The sequence below is a fragment of the Halopseudomonas nanhaiensis genome, assembly GCF_020025155.1.
GTDB lineage: Bacteria > Pseudomonadota > Gammaproteobacteria > Pseudomonadales > Pseudomonadaceae > Halopseudomonas > Halopseudomonas nanhaiensis.
Window position 1 is genome coordinate 487,764 of record NZ_CP073751.1, and the last position, 14,298, is coordinate 502,061.

Sequence of the window (14,298 nt, forward strand, 5' to 3'; positions counted from 1 at the left end):
TGGCCATGCTGAGTGGTTGCGCCGCGGCGTTGTCAGGCGGCCCGCGTACGAAATCTGATCCGTCTGCCAAGACCCAGCACCAGCACCACCAGGGCTGGAAGAAAGGTCACGGTCACCACTGCCGCGCCGAGAAGGCCGAAGAGCACGATGGCGCCCACGCCGCGATAGAGCTCGGTGCCTTCTCCGCCGAACAACACCAGCGGCGCCAACCCGCACAGGGTGGTCAGCGTGGTCATGGCAATCGGGCGCAGTCTCGCCTGAACGGCTGCGCCTACCGCTTCGACCAGATCCGAACCTGCTTCGTTCAGGTTGCGCCGTGCTTCCTCCACAACAAGGATCGGATTGTTCACCACTGTGCCCATGAGGATCAGGAAGCCGAGCATGGTGATCATGTCGAACGACTGGCGCAGGGGCAGCAGGCCGAACAGCGGAAGCAGGGAGCCGACGAGGTTCATCAGTGCCAATCCGACCAGGCCTCCGGCTACGCCCAGCGGAATGGTGGTCATGATCAGCAGCGGGTATCCCCAGTGGGAGAAGATTGCCACCATCAACAGGTAGACGATGGCCAGGGCGATGACAAAATTGCTGAGCAATGCGTCGCGGGTGGCATTGAGATCGTCGCTCGCGCCGGATAGGGTCACGGCGACGCCCGCTGGCCAGGTACCATCCTCCCGCAACACGTCCATCAACTCGGTGCGCACCCGCTCGACCCCTGCTTCCAGCGGTACGTCGCGCGGCGGAATGATGTTCAGCGTCACCGTCCGACGCCCATCGACCCGGCGAATGGCGCTGGTGTCGACGGTCTCCTCGATGCTGGCAATGGTCGACAGCGGCAGTGCCGCGCCCCCTTCGGTTCGAATCAGCAGATGCGGCAGGGCGGACAGCTGCGGTTCGGTCTGGCCTTCGCCGTACATATAGATGTCGATCTTCTCGTCGTCCTGAAAGTAGTCATCGATGTAGGTGCCTTCGGTCAGGGCGGCGACGGTGAAACCGATGGCATCGGCAGACAGGCCGAGTTCAGCGGCGCGTTCCCAGTCGGGCCGTATCTGCACCAGCGGCTGCGCCAGACTCAGGGTTGGCGGTTGCGTCTGGATGCGCGGGCTGTCGAAGATGTCGCGGGCACGACGCTCGGCGGCCTGGGCGGCGGCATAGATTTCTGCAAGGTTGGAGCCGGAGATGTCCAGATTGATGCTGCGCGTGCCGCCATCATTGCTGGAGATGATCGAACCCTTGGCGGCGAACGCGCGCATGCCCGGAAAACTGCGGTAGAACGCGGTCACTTCATCCATCACGATCTCGATATCGGCCGGGTCGTGGGTTTCAGTGATTATCCGCACGCGGCTCGGATCGACCGACATGCTCAGCGAGCGCAGCGGAGGAATCGCGACGTCGCCGCGCTCGAAGGGTTCGCGATCGGCATCCACATGCGGCAGCAGAAAGCGCTCCACCTGCTCGCCGATGGACGCCATGGTCTCGAGGCTGTAACCGGGCGGAGGACTCATCGTGGCAAAGGTCTTGGGCTCTTCGCCTTCCGGTAGATATTCGGCCGGCGGGGTCAGCAACAGAATGATCAGCGCACTGCCGAGCAGGGTGGTAAGCAGCACCGTGCCGCGGCGCAGACGTGAAGCCTGCAGCCAGCGCAGCGCTCCGCCCAACCGACGGAAGTCGCCGCGGTCATCACGTTCGCCGAAGTCCAGGCGCGCGCTCATGGCCGGGATCAGCGTAGTGGCGACGAGCATCGACGCAAGAATCGCGCTGGCTATGGCGATCGCGACATCGGAGTAAAGTTGTCCGGCCTCCTGCTGAATGAACAGGATCGGCAGGAATACCAGCACAGTGGTCATGGTCGAGGCGAGCACTGCCGGCCAGACGTCCTTCACACCCTGTATCGCGGAGGCCACCCGTTCCATGCCCTGTCGACGGTAACGTTCGATGTTCTCCAGCACCACAATGCTGTTGTCGATGGTCATGCCGATGGCAAATGCCACGCCCGCAAGCGAGATCACATTAACCGTCCGGCCCGCCAGCATCAGCCCGAGAAAGGCTGCCACCGTGCACAGCGGAATGCCGATGACGCCCACCAGGGTGGCCTTGGCCGAGCGCAGAAACAGGAACATCACCAGCGTGGCGAACAGCGCACCGATGCCCAGATTGGTCCAGACATTGGCGATGGACGCCTGCACATAGCGGGCATCATCGGAATTCAGCGCCAGCACCAGCCCCATCGGTTCGAGCACTTCCTCGTTGATCGCCTGCACTTCCTCGAGCATCGCACGCTTGATGTCGATGACATTGGAGCCGCTCTGCCGACGGACCTGCATGCCGATGACCGGCTCGCCGTTGAAATAGTCCAGGCCGCGGAGCCGGGCGCGACCCTGGGTGACCTCGGCGACATCGCCCAGGCGCACGACACTGTCGTTCTGCCGGGATAGAACCAGTGACGCCAGCGCCTCGGGCGTCTCGAAGCGGCCCACAGTACGCAGCAGATAACGGCGCTTGCCGGCCGTGACCTCGCCGCCGGATATGTCCTGATTGCGCGCGCGAATCGCATCGCGGACATCCACCAGGCTCAACCCCTTCTGACTGAGCGCCTGCCCGTCCACATGAATCTGCAGCTGCCGGCTGGCGCCCCCGCCGACGGTCACCTCCGATACGCCAGACACGCTTTCCATGCGTGGCCGAACCCGGTCTTCGATGAATTGCTGCATGAGCCTGATGTCGAGCTGGCGCGGGTTGCCCTCCAGCGTTGCCACGCGAAAATACATGAAGGCATTGGCGGAAAAGGAGGCGGCGATGATCCGCGGCTCATCGACGTTGCGCGGATAATCCGGGACCTGACTGAGCGCATTGTTGACCTCGATCAGCGCCTGGGTCACGTCGGTGCCGAAGGGGAACTCCAGCTCGATTTCTGCCGAGCCGCTTTTCGACGAGGAAACCATTCGTTCGAGGTTGGGCACGTTGCGCAGAAAGCGCTCCTGCTCGATGACGATGTCCTTCTCGATGTCCTGCGGCGTCGCGCCGGGCCAGCCGGTTTCCACGGTGATGGTTCGGACCTCCAGGTCCGGAATCATCTGCACGGGAATGCGCAGCGCCGCGGCGATGCCGAGGATCACCACGATCAGCGTGATGACGGCGACCAGAATGCCGTGTCGAACGACCGCGGCGAACATCAGCGGCCGGTCCTTTCCGCGGGCTCGACGTCGCCGCCCTCGCGCAGGGACTCGTTGCCACGGACTACGATCTGCTCCTCGCCGGTCAGTCCGTCGCTGATGTACACCCGATCGGCTGCACTGCCGGCTATGTCGATGCGCTTCTCCGTCACCGTGTATCGATCATCGCCATCCGGCTGGGCCACCCACACTGTCGTGCGACCCTCGGGGTAGCGATTCACCGCGTCCCGGTCTACCCACAGCATCTGCTCTTCCCGCTCGAGGCTGAGCAAGCCTGATACGGCCATCCCCGGTGACCAGGACAGCTTGTCCGGCGCCCGAGCGCGCAGCAGGAAGGTCCGCGCCTGGCTATTAGTCACGGGCAGCCAGGTAACGATGTCGGCGTCCAGGCGCGGCCGGTTCGGGTACCCCTGGACGCGCAGGGATGCCTGCTCGTCGAGGAGCGGGAAAGCGGCCTGCGGCACCTGGAAATCGAGCCAGACATTCTCGGTGTCGACGACGGCGAACACCGCCGTACCCGGGTCGACCCACTGGCCAACGTCGACACTGCGATCGCTGACCACGCCATTGATCGGCGCCACGATCTCATGTCGCGCGACCCGTGCAGCGGCTAGCGACTGACTGGCCTGGGCGCGTTTCAGCGCCGCCTCGGCAATCGCAGCCTCGCTCCCTCGCGGCGCTGGACTTCGGTGCGGGCGATGTTGTTGCCCGCGCCCACCGAGCGGGCCTCTTCGACCAGCCGTCGAGCTTCTTCCAGACGTCCGCGTGCTTCGCTCGCTTCGGCCTGGGCTCGCTGATGCTCGAAGCGAGCCAGTTCATCATCCATTCTCAGGAGGGGATCGCCGCGTTCAACCCGATCGCCGATGTCCGCCAATCGTTCGGTGATCAAGCCACCGATGGACACCGATACATCGGATCGCTGCCGCGCCACGACGCTACCGTTGAGCTGATATTCCTCGATGAAAGGCCCTCGTTCGACCTGGCCCAACACCACCGGCTGCTGGGCGAAAGCAGCCTGCATGAGCGACACGGCGCAGACGCCGACCGCCAGGGAAAACCGGCGTTTCCACTGGTTCCATGTACTCACCGACGTGCTCCTCGTAACCTGCGGGAACGCAGAAGCATAGCGCCATCTTTCCTGCGAGGCAGGCCTGCGGCCGCTTCAGAGCGCATCAGTGTGTGAACGCGTGTGTCGGTACTGTCTCCCGGAGCCTCCTCAACCACCCACCAGATCCCACAGATAGACGCCGGCGAAGCCGAGATAAAACAGCCCGGCAGCGGTCATGCACAGGGTGATGCTCAAACCGGGCCGCAGGGCATGGGGCAGTCGCGTACGGTTGACGTAAAGCGCGCTGAGCGCGATGAACGGGGTATGCAGCGCCGCGATGATGCCGGAAGCCGACATGACCGCCACCGGATCGCTGAACACCAGAATGATGGCAACCGGCACCACGCCGGTGATCGTCAGCACATACAGGCGCTTGATGTAGCGGCGCTCGAGCATGGGCAGGCCGGTTCGCTGCTTGAGCCAGTCAAGCGCGCCGAGTGCCCAGCCGCGGTCGGCGGCGTAGCGGCGATGACTTGTCAGGATCAGCGTCATGTCAGCGAAGCTTCTGCCCCAGCCATCCTGGTTGGCCAGCACGCTCCCGCCCAGCGCGATGACAATGGCAATCAGCAGCAGGTAGCGCCCGGCTTCGCCCCAGACATCCGAAAACAACCGCGCCAGATCCACGGCGACATCGGTGCCCTCCGGCACCACGCCTTCCGGAGCAAGCAGCTCCGCGCCCAGCACCATGAATGCGGTGATCACCACCAGGCCGCCCACCACGCCCAGCGTGGCAGCGCCGGACATGAGCCGGACCCAGGCCTGCGCCCGGTTGACCGCGTCATCGCGTGCCTGCGACTCGCTTTGCGCCTGCTCGCGCTCACGCTGCGCTTCGTCCGGCTCGTCCTCGTCGCGGTCGGCGCTGGTAAGCCCGCCGCCAAAGCCTCGCGTGGCCGTCCAGTAGCCGAACCAGACCAGCCCCATGGAGCCGGCCAGAATCGTCCCTACCCAGGGCAGAATGATGTACAGATCGGGGTCGTCCGGCCAGCTCGGAATCATTCCGCTACCCATCGCCGGCAGGGAGGGGCCGACGACGATGGCAGAGGCGAGGACGCTCAACATCAGCAACAGGGCCATTACGCGGCTTGCCTTTTCGATCAGCATGTACTGGCCGCTGGCGACGAAGGCGGTGCACAACACCACCAGTGCAATGCCGTAGATCGCCGTATTGCCGGGGAAAAATGACTGCAGCGCGCTGCCCACCACCGCCGATAGCCCGGCGATACCCACCGCTGCGGCGAGCAGTTGCGGCACGAAAATCAGCCAGACCGCCCAGCCTCGCGGTCCTTCGAGGTCATACAGACCTTCCAGCATGGTCTTGCCGGTGACGATGGAGAAGCGCGCCATTTCGCGAATCATCACCCACATGAAGAACACCACCAGCAGCAGCAACCAGAACAGCTGGTATTCGTAGACCGAGGCCACTCGAGGGGTAAAGAGAATGGAGCCTGTGCCCACCGCGGACAGCATCCACAGGAGGCCGGGGCCATACCAGCTAAGCTTGCGACGCCCTTCCGGCGGCGCCGGCACCGTATCGCGAAACATCGGATTGCTCAACGTTTCCTCCCATCAGCCAGACATGGTTCTACGGGCTACGAAAACGGTCGCCGTCAAATGTTCCTTGAGGCGCGTCGAGCGAATGACCTGCACAGGCCTGTGAAAACAAAGCGGGGAGGAGAGTGCAACCGGCGCACGCACGCCGGCGACGAACCGGGCTCAGCGCAACTGGCTGTCCTTGCTGCCCCGGCGATTGAAGCCGCCACTCTGCTGCCGGTCCTTGTCCAGCTGGGACTGGCAGGCCACGCACAGGCGCACGCCCGGCACAGCACGGCGGCGGGCTTCGGGGATTGGACTGTCGCACTCCTCGCAGTGGGTAAGGCTGTCTCCCTTGGGGAGCTCGTTGCGCGCCCGGCGCACGGCATCCTGGACGGTGTCGTCAATCTGATCCTGCACGGCGCCTTCGCGCGCCCACCCGGTAGCCATAGTCGCTCTCCTCGTTAGAAGCACCTTCTCAATGGAGCCGGTTCCGCCTAAGCGGTTCCGCGCGGCTCGTCGCTCACATCGAACCGGTGCGTCGAAATCGGGTCGGCTGATTACCGGCGTGTGACAGGAGCATGAATGGCCAGGCAGATCAACGCAGCAGATATCGGGCTCACTCTGCGAAAGGGCGACGAGTCGTCCCTGTTCAAATGGTTTCTGGCCAGCTTCCTCTTCGGCAAGCGCATTCGCCAGGCCACTGCCTTGCGGACCTACCGGGTGATCGTCGAGCAGCATGGGCACGATTCCCCTGACAAGTTGTGCCAGTGCAGCCATCGGCAGCTGGTCAACATGCTGGGCGAGGGAGGTTACGCCCGCTACGACGAATCCACTGCCGAGCGGCTCAGGTTGATGTGCGAGAAACTCAATGGAGAATTTGGAGGCAAAGTGAGCGCGATATTCGAGCAGAGCGCGGATCGTGAGGAGCTGGAAAAGCGGCTCCGGCAGTTCAAGGGTATCGGGCCCAGGACTACGGACATTTTCCTTCGCGAGACAGGTGAGGTGTGGACATGAACAATGACGCGCTTGCAGTACATCCCCCTCACGCTTCGCTCGATGAGCTGATCGAGCGCTTCGGCCCCAGTCCCGCGCTGTTTCTCGACTATGACGGTACGCTCGCCGCGATCCAGGCTACGCCCGACCAGGCGAAGCTGGAACCGCACGTGCGGCAGGCGTTGGAGCAGTTGGCCAGGCGTCATCCCGTCGCCATCGTCAGTGGGCGCGAGCGTACCGACGTCGAACAGCTGGTGGGTCTACCCGGGCTGATTTACGCGGGGAGTCACGGACTCGACATCGCCGGGCCAGGGGTGCGCTGGGACGCGCCCGAGGCCGGGGACACGCTCCCTGTGCTGGATAGCGCATGTGAGCAACTTCAGGCAGAGACTTCGAGGCTCGACGGCATCCTGATCGAGCGCAAGCGTTACGCTGTCGCCGTGCATTACCGGCTGGCCGACGATGAAACTACCCGCCAGGCGGAACGTGCGGTTGAACAGCTGGCCGGCACGCTTGTCGGGTTGAAGCTTGCTCACGGCAAGAAGGTCTGGGAGTTGCGGCCGGACATCGATTGGGACAAGGGCCGGGCGATAGACTGGCTCTGCAGTCAGCTCCGACGGTCCGCGCCGGGGTCCTTCAAGCCGGTGTTTCTGGGCGACGACGAGACGGACGAGGACGGTTTTATCGCAGTGGCGGCGCTGGGTGGGGTAGGGGTGCTGGTCGCGGATGCAGAGAGATCAAGTGCAGCCAGCATGCGGGTGACGTCAGTCGGTGACGTCGCCAACCTGCTGGATGCATTGAGTCGCAGGAGTTGACGTCGTCCGCGCAGTGTCGCGATGAATGATTTCACGCGAATATCATGAAACTTTCTGTAACGAGTTTAGTCGTAAAGTGTGCTGGAACGTCAGCCATGGATGAAGCGACACGGAGCCTCCAGATCCTCTCTGCCCATCCTTCGCTGGTGTCGCTCCAGCAGTCCCGGCGTGCCAAGGAGCAATCGCCGGCCGATAGTGCTGAACCAGCCCGCCGTCGGTTTTGCATAAGACTCAAAGCAAGCGTGGCTTTTCTGGCTGACGCAACCGCTCCGCAGACCCAGGATAGGAGTTCTGTATGTTTGAGTTATCGACTGTCGAGCCCACCACGGTGGCCCGGCTCGTTAAGGATATCGATACCCGGGGTTTCGCCGTCCTCGAAGACTTCATTGCCGCTGACCAGCTGCAGCAGGCCCGGGAGTTCATTACCCGGCAGGTAACGGAGCATGGCCCCGAGTACTTTGCGCTTCATGGCGTGACGGCCATGCGCGACAGCCTGTTTGAGGATCTGGCCACCTCCCCGGCGTTTCGTCAGATGCTTAATGAGGTCTATGAGACCGGTCTCAAGCTGACCCTTCCGTCGGACGAAACCACGTTCCCGGTCATCCGATTTCTGCAGGGCAAGACAGGGCGCAAAGAGTCGCATTTCTTCCATTTCGATGCGACAGGCCTGACTGCGCTGGTGCCGATTGTCATTCCTACGGAAGGCAAACACTGCGGTGACCTCATTACCTTTCCGAACATTCGACCGATCCGTCGCAGCGTCATGGTCAACGTGATCGAAAAGGCAATACTGCATAACACGGTGAGCCAGAAACTGACGTCCTGGCTGGTCGGCAGAGGCTGGCTGAATCCGGTGCGTATCAAACTCAAGCCGGGGAATGTCTATCTGTTCTGGGGCTATCGCAGCCTGCACGCGAACGATCCATGCGATCCCAGCATGTTGCGCGCCACCGCGCTGTATCACTACGGCAATCCGCATCGCCACAGTCGGCTTGCCAAGCGGCTGCTCGGTCGCAACCAGCGTAACCTGCCCATCGCGGACACCGAAGCTCAGGTGATCCCGGAGGCGTGAAGGCTGCCCCGGCAAGAGGGCGCCTGGGCATCTGCGACACCCATCCAGCGGCGCGCCTGTATCGAGCGCGCCGGCGCGTTGCGCTATTCGGTCGGTGGGGTAGGCCGGATCAGCACTTCATTGACATCGACATGCGGCGGCTGAGACAGCGCGTACATCACGGCGCGCCCTATGTCTGCCGGCTCCAGCGCCTGAGACGGTGGTTGATCGAAGAACGGGGTATCGACCACGCCGGGTTCGATCAGCGTTACGCGTATGCCGCTGCCACGTATCTCCTCGCGCAAGCCATAGCCGATGGCGGAGACCGCCCACTTGGTCGCACTGTACATCGACCCGGCAATGGTCACCCGGCCGGCCGCCGAGCCGGTCAGCAATACATGACCCCGGCTCTCGCGCAGAGCTGGCAGGCAGGCCTGGACTGTCAGGCCGACGCCGTACACGTTGGTGAGGATCATGTCGCGCCAGCTGTCCGGATCGGCGCCGCTGAACCCACCTGCGCTGCCACCGCGTCCGGCGTTGGCGAATACCGCGTCGAGCCGGGAGAAGGTCTCAAGCGTCTGCTCGACCATCCGCCGTTGATCGTCCTCGCTTTGTACATCGCAACGCACCACGAGTGCGCGTTCCGGCCCGCCGAGGTCGCTCTGCAGCGCGCGCAGCTTGTCTTCCGAACGTGCGGCGAGCACCAGGCGATAGCCGGCCCTGGCTGCTTCACGGGCGGTGGCTTCGCCGATGCCGGATGAAGCGCCGGTGATCAGCAGAACGGGGTCGGACATGGGAGTCTCCTTCATCGGGCCGCAGGTCGGCCGGGTCTCTGCTTGGAGAGAACCCGCTGGCTCAAGTTCCGGCGCGTTGCTGGCGCTGGTGCGCGCGGTGGGCATCGAGCATCAGGTTCAGGGTCAACGGCAGTGCTATGCCCAGACAGGCCGCGGCCATCACGTCAGTTGGCCAGTGCACCCCGAGGACCATGCGTGACAGGCCCACCAGCGCAATCCAGCACAGCGCCAGCCACAGGCCCAGCGAGCGCGTTCTCGGTCGCAAGCGGCGCAGGCACAGCGCCAGCGCCACCGCACAGGCCGCGGTACCCAGGGTATGTCCGCTGGGGAAGCTCGAACCCCAGTACACCTCCGTCTCCCACAGCGCGGGCCGGTCGCGTCCGACGCTGCGTTTGATTACGTAGACCATCAGCACCCCGCCGATGCCGGACGCTGCCAACAGCAGCGCCTCGGCACGCTGACGCAAGATCGCCAGGGCGACGACTACCAACCCGATGACCGGGGTGAGAAACATCGACGAACCGGTCAGCGTGATCCAGGCGAAGACCGTCACCAGCCAGGACGGCGTCTGCTGATTGAGGAACAGCAATACGGCCGTATCGAAATCGCTCGTTCGTGCGCCCAGCACCTGCTCGGCGACTTTCACCGCCGCCACGGTAAGCACGAGTATCAGCAACAGGGCGATACGGCGTTCCTCCAGGTGGATGGACCAGCCGCGCTGCATGCGCCGCACGGCAGTGAACAGGCCCAGATAGAGGGCGGCGGTTATCAGCAGCAGGGGCAGGATGTTTGCGATGAACCAGTAGATCATGTGTCACGCCATTGAAAGACAATCGTAATGCTGTCGACCGGTTCGCAGCGCATCGGTTCGATGCCGCCGATGTGCCACGCGGTATGGATCGCTCCAGGTCGCCAGGACCCTCACTCGGGAGCGTCGGGCGGCAGCTTGGTATGTATGTCCTTGCGCCTGGGGGGCACCACCTCGTCCGGTCGTGGGGCGGTCAGGCTGAGGAGCTTCCATCCGGCCTCCGGGGTCACCTCGGTTTCCTCGGTAAACGCCTGGTGACGTCCCTTCGGCGAGATGGCGAACAGCGGCACGGCGTTGTGCTCGTGCGCCTTGAGAAAGTCCTCGAAGCCAAATGCTTCGGTAAGCTTGGTGTCTCGGATCTCCCAGCCCTGGGCGAGCAGGCTGGCGAACTTGTTGTAGCTCATGTGCTGGCCGACGAGAACATGCCCGCGATGGCCTGAGCCAAGCTGATGCTTTTCGGCGGTTTCGGTATCGGCCGGCGACAGCAGTGTGTAAATGTTGTCATCGCCGAACTCCGAGCGAAAGCGCATGCCCGCCGCGACATTGTTTCCGGCCTGCGGAGACAGGGCCAGCAGCTTGCCGATGCCCATCAGGTCCAGGTGATGATCCGCGTAACTGGAGACCGGATTCCCGAAGAACGTTTCCAGACCGTCCATCCGCGCGTCGCGGATGTGCTCCCAGTGCGAGTCGGTCAGCAACACGCGAAAGTGCTGCTCCTGCAGCGCCTTCGCGATGGCCCGCGCGACCGGGTTGGCCCCCACCACCAGAAAGCCGCTGGGCGCGGGCTCGGCGACCTGAAGTATCCGTGCCAGCCCTCGGGACGTCGCGCTTTGCAGGACGACAGTGCCGATGATCACGGAGAACGTAAGCGGTACCAGTATCTGCGCCGTCTCGTAGCCCGCCTCTTCCAGACGGATGGCGAACAGCGCGGACACCGCCGCTGCGACGATGCCGCGCGGAGCGATCCAGGACAGCAGCGCCTTTTCCCGCCAGTTCAGGCTCGAGCCGATTGACGACAGCCACACCGCTGCCGGCCGCGCGATGAACTGCATGACCGCCAGTAGCGCAAGCGGTGCCCAGCCCAGCGCGATGATGTCGTCCAGCGTCAGCCGGGCTGCCAGCAATATGAACAGGCCGGAAATCAGCACCACGCTGAGGTTTTCCTTGAAGTTGAGGATCTCCTCGATGCGCAGGCGCTTCTGGTTGGCCAGCCACATGCCCATCAACGTCACCGCCAGCAGGCCGGATTCATGGGCGAGATGATCTGACAGGCTGAACACGGCAAACACGACCGACAGTGTGGCGAGGTTTTTCAGATACTCCGGCACCCAGCCGCGTTGCAATACGAAGCCCAGCGACCAACCGCCAAGCAGCCCCAGCGCGGTGCCCACGCCGAGGATTTCGAGAAACGCCAGGAACCCGTGGGAAAGGCCCGCCGCCTGGCTTTGCGAGACGATGAACTCATACACCACGACCACCAGCAGTGCGCCGATGGGGTCAATCAGGATCCCTTCCCAGCGCAGAATGTTGCCGATATTGCGATTCGGCCTGACCGTGCGCAGCAGCGGTACGATCACCGTCGGGCCGGTCACTACCGTCAACGCGCCGAACAGCACGCTCAACTCCCACTCGATCTGCAACAGGAAGTGGGCAGCGATTGCCACCACCGCCCATGTGACTGCGCCTCCCAGCAGAATCAGGCGCTGCACCACGGCACGTTGAGAGCGAATCTCGTTGAGGTCCAGCGTCAGGCTGCCCTCGAACAGAATGATCGCGACCGACAGGCTGATCAGCGGAAACAGCAGGTCACCGAACATGGCATCGGGCGAGATGGTCGATGTCAACGGACCCAGCAGGATCCCTGCGCCGAGGAGAAACAGGATGGCAGGCAGGCGGACCCGCCAGGCAAGCCACTGGCAGCCGAAGGCAACCAGGCCGATCATTGCAATGCTCAGGCTGACAGAGGTCAAGCAGCTGCTCCTTGTGAAATCGTATTAAGCTGACGGGCTAATCGGTGGCGAGTTCCTCAGCAGGGCGAATGTGCGTCGCGACAACGCCGCGGGGTGATGAATCGCCGAATAGCGGCTAGGCTACTGAAGCGAGCCAACAGAACGAGGTTTTCCATGCAAAGCGTACATATCGACATCGTTTCGGATATCGCCTGTCCCTGGTGCGCGATAGGTTATGCCCGGCTCGAGCAGGCCATGCGTGAGCTGGACGGTGAGCTGAGTTTTGATATCCGCTGGCATGCCTTCGAGCTCAATCCCGACCCGTCGAGCGGTGGCGAACCCATTCTCGACGCGCTGAGCAGAAAGTACGGCCGTTCCCGCGAGGAAATGCAGGCCGCCCAGGCAAACATGATGGGCATCGCCGCGGGGCTGGGGCTGAATTTTGCGCGGATGCAGGAGCGCCTCACCTGCAATACGTTCGACGCCCACCGCCTGGTGAAATGGGCCGACGAGCACCATCGGCAGACACAGATGAAGATGGCCCTGTTCGATGCCTACTTCGGCCATGCGGCCAATGTCTCCGACCCCGAGGTGCTGATGGGCTGCGTCGAGTCGATCGGCCTCGACAGTACCGAAGCACGACGGGTACTGGCGTCGGAAGACTACGTGGAAGACGTTCGGGAAGACGAAGCACGCTATCAGGAGGCCGGCGTCTCGGCTGTGCCGGCGTTCATCGTCAACGAGCAGTACCTGATTTCCGGGGCGCAGGAGCCGTCCTACCTGGTACAGGCGCTGCGCCAGATCGCCAGCGAGAGCGAGGTCGAGTGACCGGAGTCGGTTGACCTACTCGTTTTTGAGAATCGCCACGATATTGCCGCTGCGCTCCAGGCGGGCCTCCTTGACCTCGCTGACATCGTTCACCCCGGCATTTTCGCGCAACGCGCCCTTGAGGTCCTTTTCGCTGATGTAGGAGCGCTTCATTGCGTCCCACTGAATTTCCCCGTCGATCACCAGCTTGCGCGAGTTGCCCTTGACCAGGGATCCGAACCAGTCTGTGTAGTAAGCCAGCGCCGCGAAACCCGCATGCATCGCCACCAGGGCTCCGGCAGCGGCGAGTTTGGCGAAGAACGCCTCCGGATTGGTGATGGCGCGGCTGAGAACCGAGCCGATCATGATCGCCATGATGACATCGAAGGCGGCAAACTTGCCGATGAACCGCTTGTCCCCCAGACGAACGAGAATCACGCCCAGTATGTAGACGATCACCGCGCGCAATGACATCTGCCAGGCGTTCAGCTCTTCGGCTTCCAGTCCCAGGGCGACGGTGATGGTGCTCCAGATTGCTTCCATAAGCGGCTCCGCGCATGTTTGCCTGTCTGGTTGGACAGGCTGAGGCGAGAGAGGTGCTCCGGTCGTTGCGCCGGTTTGGGTGACTCAGCGGGGCGATGCTGTTTGCTCAGACGGTGTCTGGCGGCGCACCGGCGTCACATTTCCTGCACGCCAGGCGATGGCCGAGCCGGGAGCCGCGTCCGTCTTCGGTAGTCACCCAGTAGCGCTCCTGCCACGGCGGGTTGTGGCGTACGTGCTGGAAATGCCCGCACTCGAGTACGGCAACCCAATGCTGCTCTTCGTCACGATGAAAGCCGGTAATGCTGCGCTGCATGACGACTCTGCCGGTATACCTGTGAGCTGGGAGTGTATCAGGAACGTGCCGGGGTATCGGCTTCGGCCTCGGCCGCAGCATTCTTCTTCGTGCCACGCAGATTCATCAGGAACAGGCCGACCTGCAACGTAATCAGCGCCCAGGCGTGGGCCTGTACTCCCCAGATGATCCACAGTGCGTTACTCAGAATGAAGCAGAGAAAGCCCCAGTTGCGCTTGCGCGCCTGACGGGACCCGACGAGCCAGGCGGCGATCAGCGTCGCGACCATGGCCGGCCATTGCAGAAAATCGATGAAGGTTTCCAGTGTCATGGACGCTCAGACCCGGTTCGGCTCGAAGCGTTCAAGCGATGGGTGGCGTGGGTGGGTCATCCGCAGAAAAAACCCGGCACACGGCCGGGTTTTTCAGTACTAAG

At 63.3% G+C, this 14,298-nt stretch carries 15 protein-coding genes; 4 read left to right on the forward strand and 11 right to left on the reverse strand.

The features are described 5' to 3' along the window. Window positions 1-32 precede the first annotated feature (32 nt). From KEM63_RS02195 to KEM63_RS02215, 5 genes are all read right to left on the reverse strand, one after another. Complete coding sequence (locus KEM63_RS02195) at window positions 33-3,170, reverse strand: efflux RND transporter permease subunit (protein ID WP_223654587.1); 3,138 nt, start codon at window positions 3,168-3,170, stop codon at window positions 33-35. Beyond that, the gene (locus KEM63_RS02200) at window positions 3,170-3,826 is read right to left on the reverse strand and encodes an efflux RND transporter periplasmic adaptor subunit (protein ID WP_223655789.1); all 657 of its coding nucleotides are present in this window, start codon (window positions 3,824-3,826) and stop codon (window positions 3,170-3,172) included. Before KEM63_RS02200 ends, KEM63_RS02195 begins: the two co-directional genes overlap by 1 nt. Beyond that, window positions 3,808-4,257 carry an efflux RND transporter periplasmic adaptor subunit gene (locus KEM63_RS02205; protein WP_223654588.1) on the reverse strand — a complete coding sequence of 150 codons (450 nt, stop codon included), beginning with the start codon at window positions 4,255-4,257 and terminating at the stop codon, window positions 3,808-3,810. The genes KEM63_RS02200 and KEM63_RS02205 overlap by 19 nt, the downstream gene beginning before the upstream one ends. Window positions 4,258-4,386: 129 nt before the next feature. Next, on the reverse strand, window positions 4,387-5,832 hold the full coding sequence (locus KEM63_RS02210) for an Nramp family divalent metal transporter (protein WP_223654589.1): 1,446 nt from the start codon (window positions 5,830-5,832) through the stop codon (window positions 4,387-4,389). Between the two features lie 159 nt (window positions 5,833-5,991). Further along, the gene (locus KEM63_RS02215; RefSeq protein WP_223654590.1) at window positions 5,992-6,258 is read right to left on the reverse strand and encodes a DksA/TraR family C4-type zinc finger protein; all 267 of its coding nucleotides are present in this window, start codon (window positions 6,256-6,258) and stop codon (window positions 5,992-5,994) included. 135 nt (window positions 6,259-6,393) lie between these two features. Here KEM63_RS02215 and KEM63_RS02220 point away from each other — a divergent pair, with 135 nt between their 5' ends. From KEM63_RS02220 to KEM63_RS02230, 3 genes are all read left to right on the forward strand, one after another. Next, window positions 6,394-6,825: an HhH-GDP family DNA glycosylase gene (locus KEM63_RS02220; RefSeq protein ID WP_223654591.1), complete on the forward strand. Its 432-nt coding sequence runs from the start codon at window positions 6,394-6,396 to the stop codon at window positions 6,823-6,825. Then, entirely contained in the window at window positions 6,822-7,619 is a 798-nt protein-coding gene (gene otsB, locus KEM63_RS02225; RefSeq protein WP_223654592.1) for a trehalose-phosphatase, read from the forward strand. The genes KEM63_RS02220 and otsB overlap by 4 nt, the downstream gene beginning before the upstream one ends. Before the next feature lie 295 nt (window positions 7,620-7,914). Next, on the forward strand, window positions 7,915-8,691 hold the full coding sequence (locus tag KEM63_RS02230; protein ID WP_223654593.1) for a hypothetical protein: 777 nt from the start codon (window positions 7,915-7,917) through the stop codon (window positions 8,689-8,691). Between the two features lie 83 nt (window positions 8,692-8,774). Here KEM63_RS02230 and KEM63_RS02235 read toward each other — a convergent pair whose 3' ends face one another. From KEM63_RS02235 to KEM63_RS02245, 3 genes are all read right to left on the reverse strand, one after another. Then, window positions 8,775-9,464 carry an SDR family oxidoreductase gene (locus KEM63_RS02235; RefSeq protein ID WP_223654594.1) on the reverse strand — a complete coding sequence of 230 codons (690 nt, stop codon included), beginning with the start codon at window positions 9,462-9,464 and terminating at the stop codon, window positions 8,775-8,777. A 61-nt stretch (window positions 9,465-9,525) separates the two neighbouring features. Beyond that, window positions 9,526-10,275, reverse strand: coding sequence for a phosphatase PAP2 family protein (locus tag KEM63_RS02240; protein WP_223654595.1), 750 nt, complete (start codon window positions 10,273-10,275; stop codon window positions 9,526-9,528). Between the two features lie 110 nt (window positions 10,276-10,385). Then, on the reverse strand, window positions 10,386-12,215 hold the full coding sequence (locus KEM63_RS02245; protein ID WP_223655790.1) for a cation:proton antiporter: 1,830 nt from the start codon (window positions 12,213-12,215) through the stop codon (window positions 10,386-10,388). 180 nt (window positions 12,216-12,395) lie between these two features. Between KEM63_RS02245 and KEM63_RS02250 the strand changes: the two genes are divergently transcribed. Then, window positions 12,396-13,049 (forward strand): DsbA family oxidoreductase, encoded by a 654-nt coding sequence (locus KEM63_RS02250; RefSeq protein WP_223654596.1) that lies wholly within the window; start codon window positions 12,396-12,398, stop codon window positions 13,047-13,049. Between the two features lie 15 nt (window positions 13,050-13,064). On the opposite strand, the gene KEM63_RS02255 is transcribed toward KEM63_RS02250, so the two are convergent. The 3 genes from KEM63_RS02255 to KEM63_RS02265 form a co-directional block, all read right to left on the reverse strand. Continuing rightward, a complete protein-coding gene (locus tag KEM63_RS02255) occupies window positions 13,065-13,571 on the reverse strand; it encodes a DUF421 domain-containing protein (protein ID WP_223654597.1) in 507 nt (168 codons plus the stop codon). A 106-nt stretch (window positions 13,572-13,677) separates the two neighbouring features. Then, window positions 13,678-13,884: a DUF3565 domain-containing protein gene (locus KEM63_RS02260; RefSeq protein ID WP_223654598.1), complete on the reverse strand. Its 207-nt coding sequence runs from the start codon at window positions 13,882-13,884 to the stop codon at window positions 13,678-13,680. Window positions 13,885-13,921: 37 nt separating this feature from the next. Next, window positions 13,922-14,194, reverse strand: coding sequence for a hypothetical protein (locus KEM63_RS02265; protein WP_223654599.1), 273 nt, complete (start codon window positions 14,192-14,194; stop codon window positions 13,922-13,924). Between the last annotated feature and the right edge of the window lie 104 nt (window positions 14,195-14,298).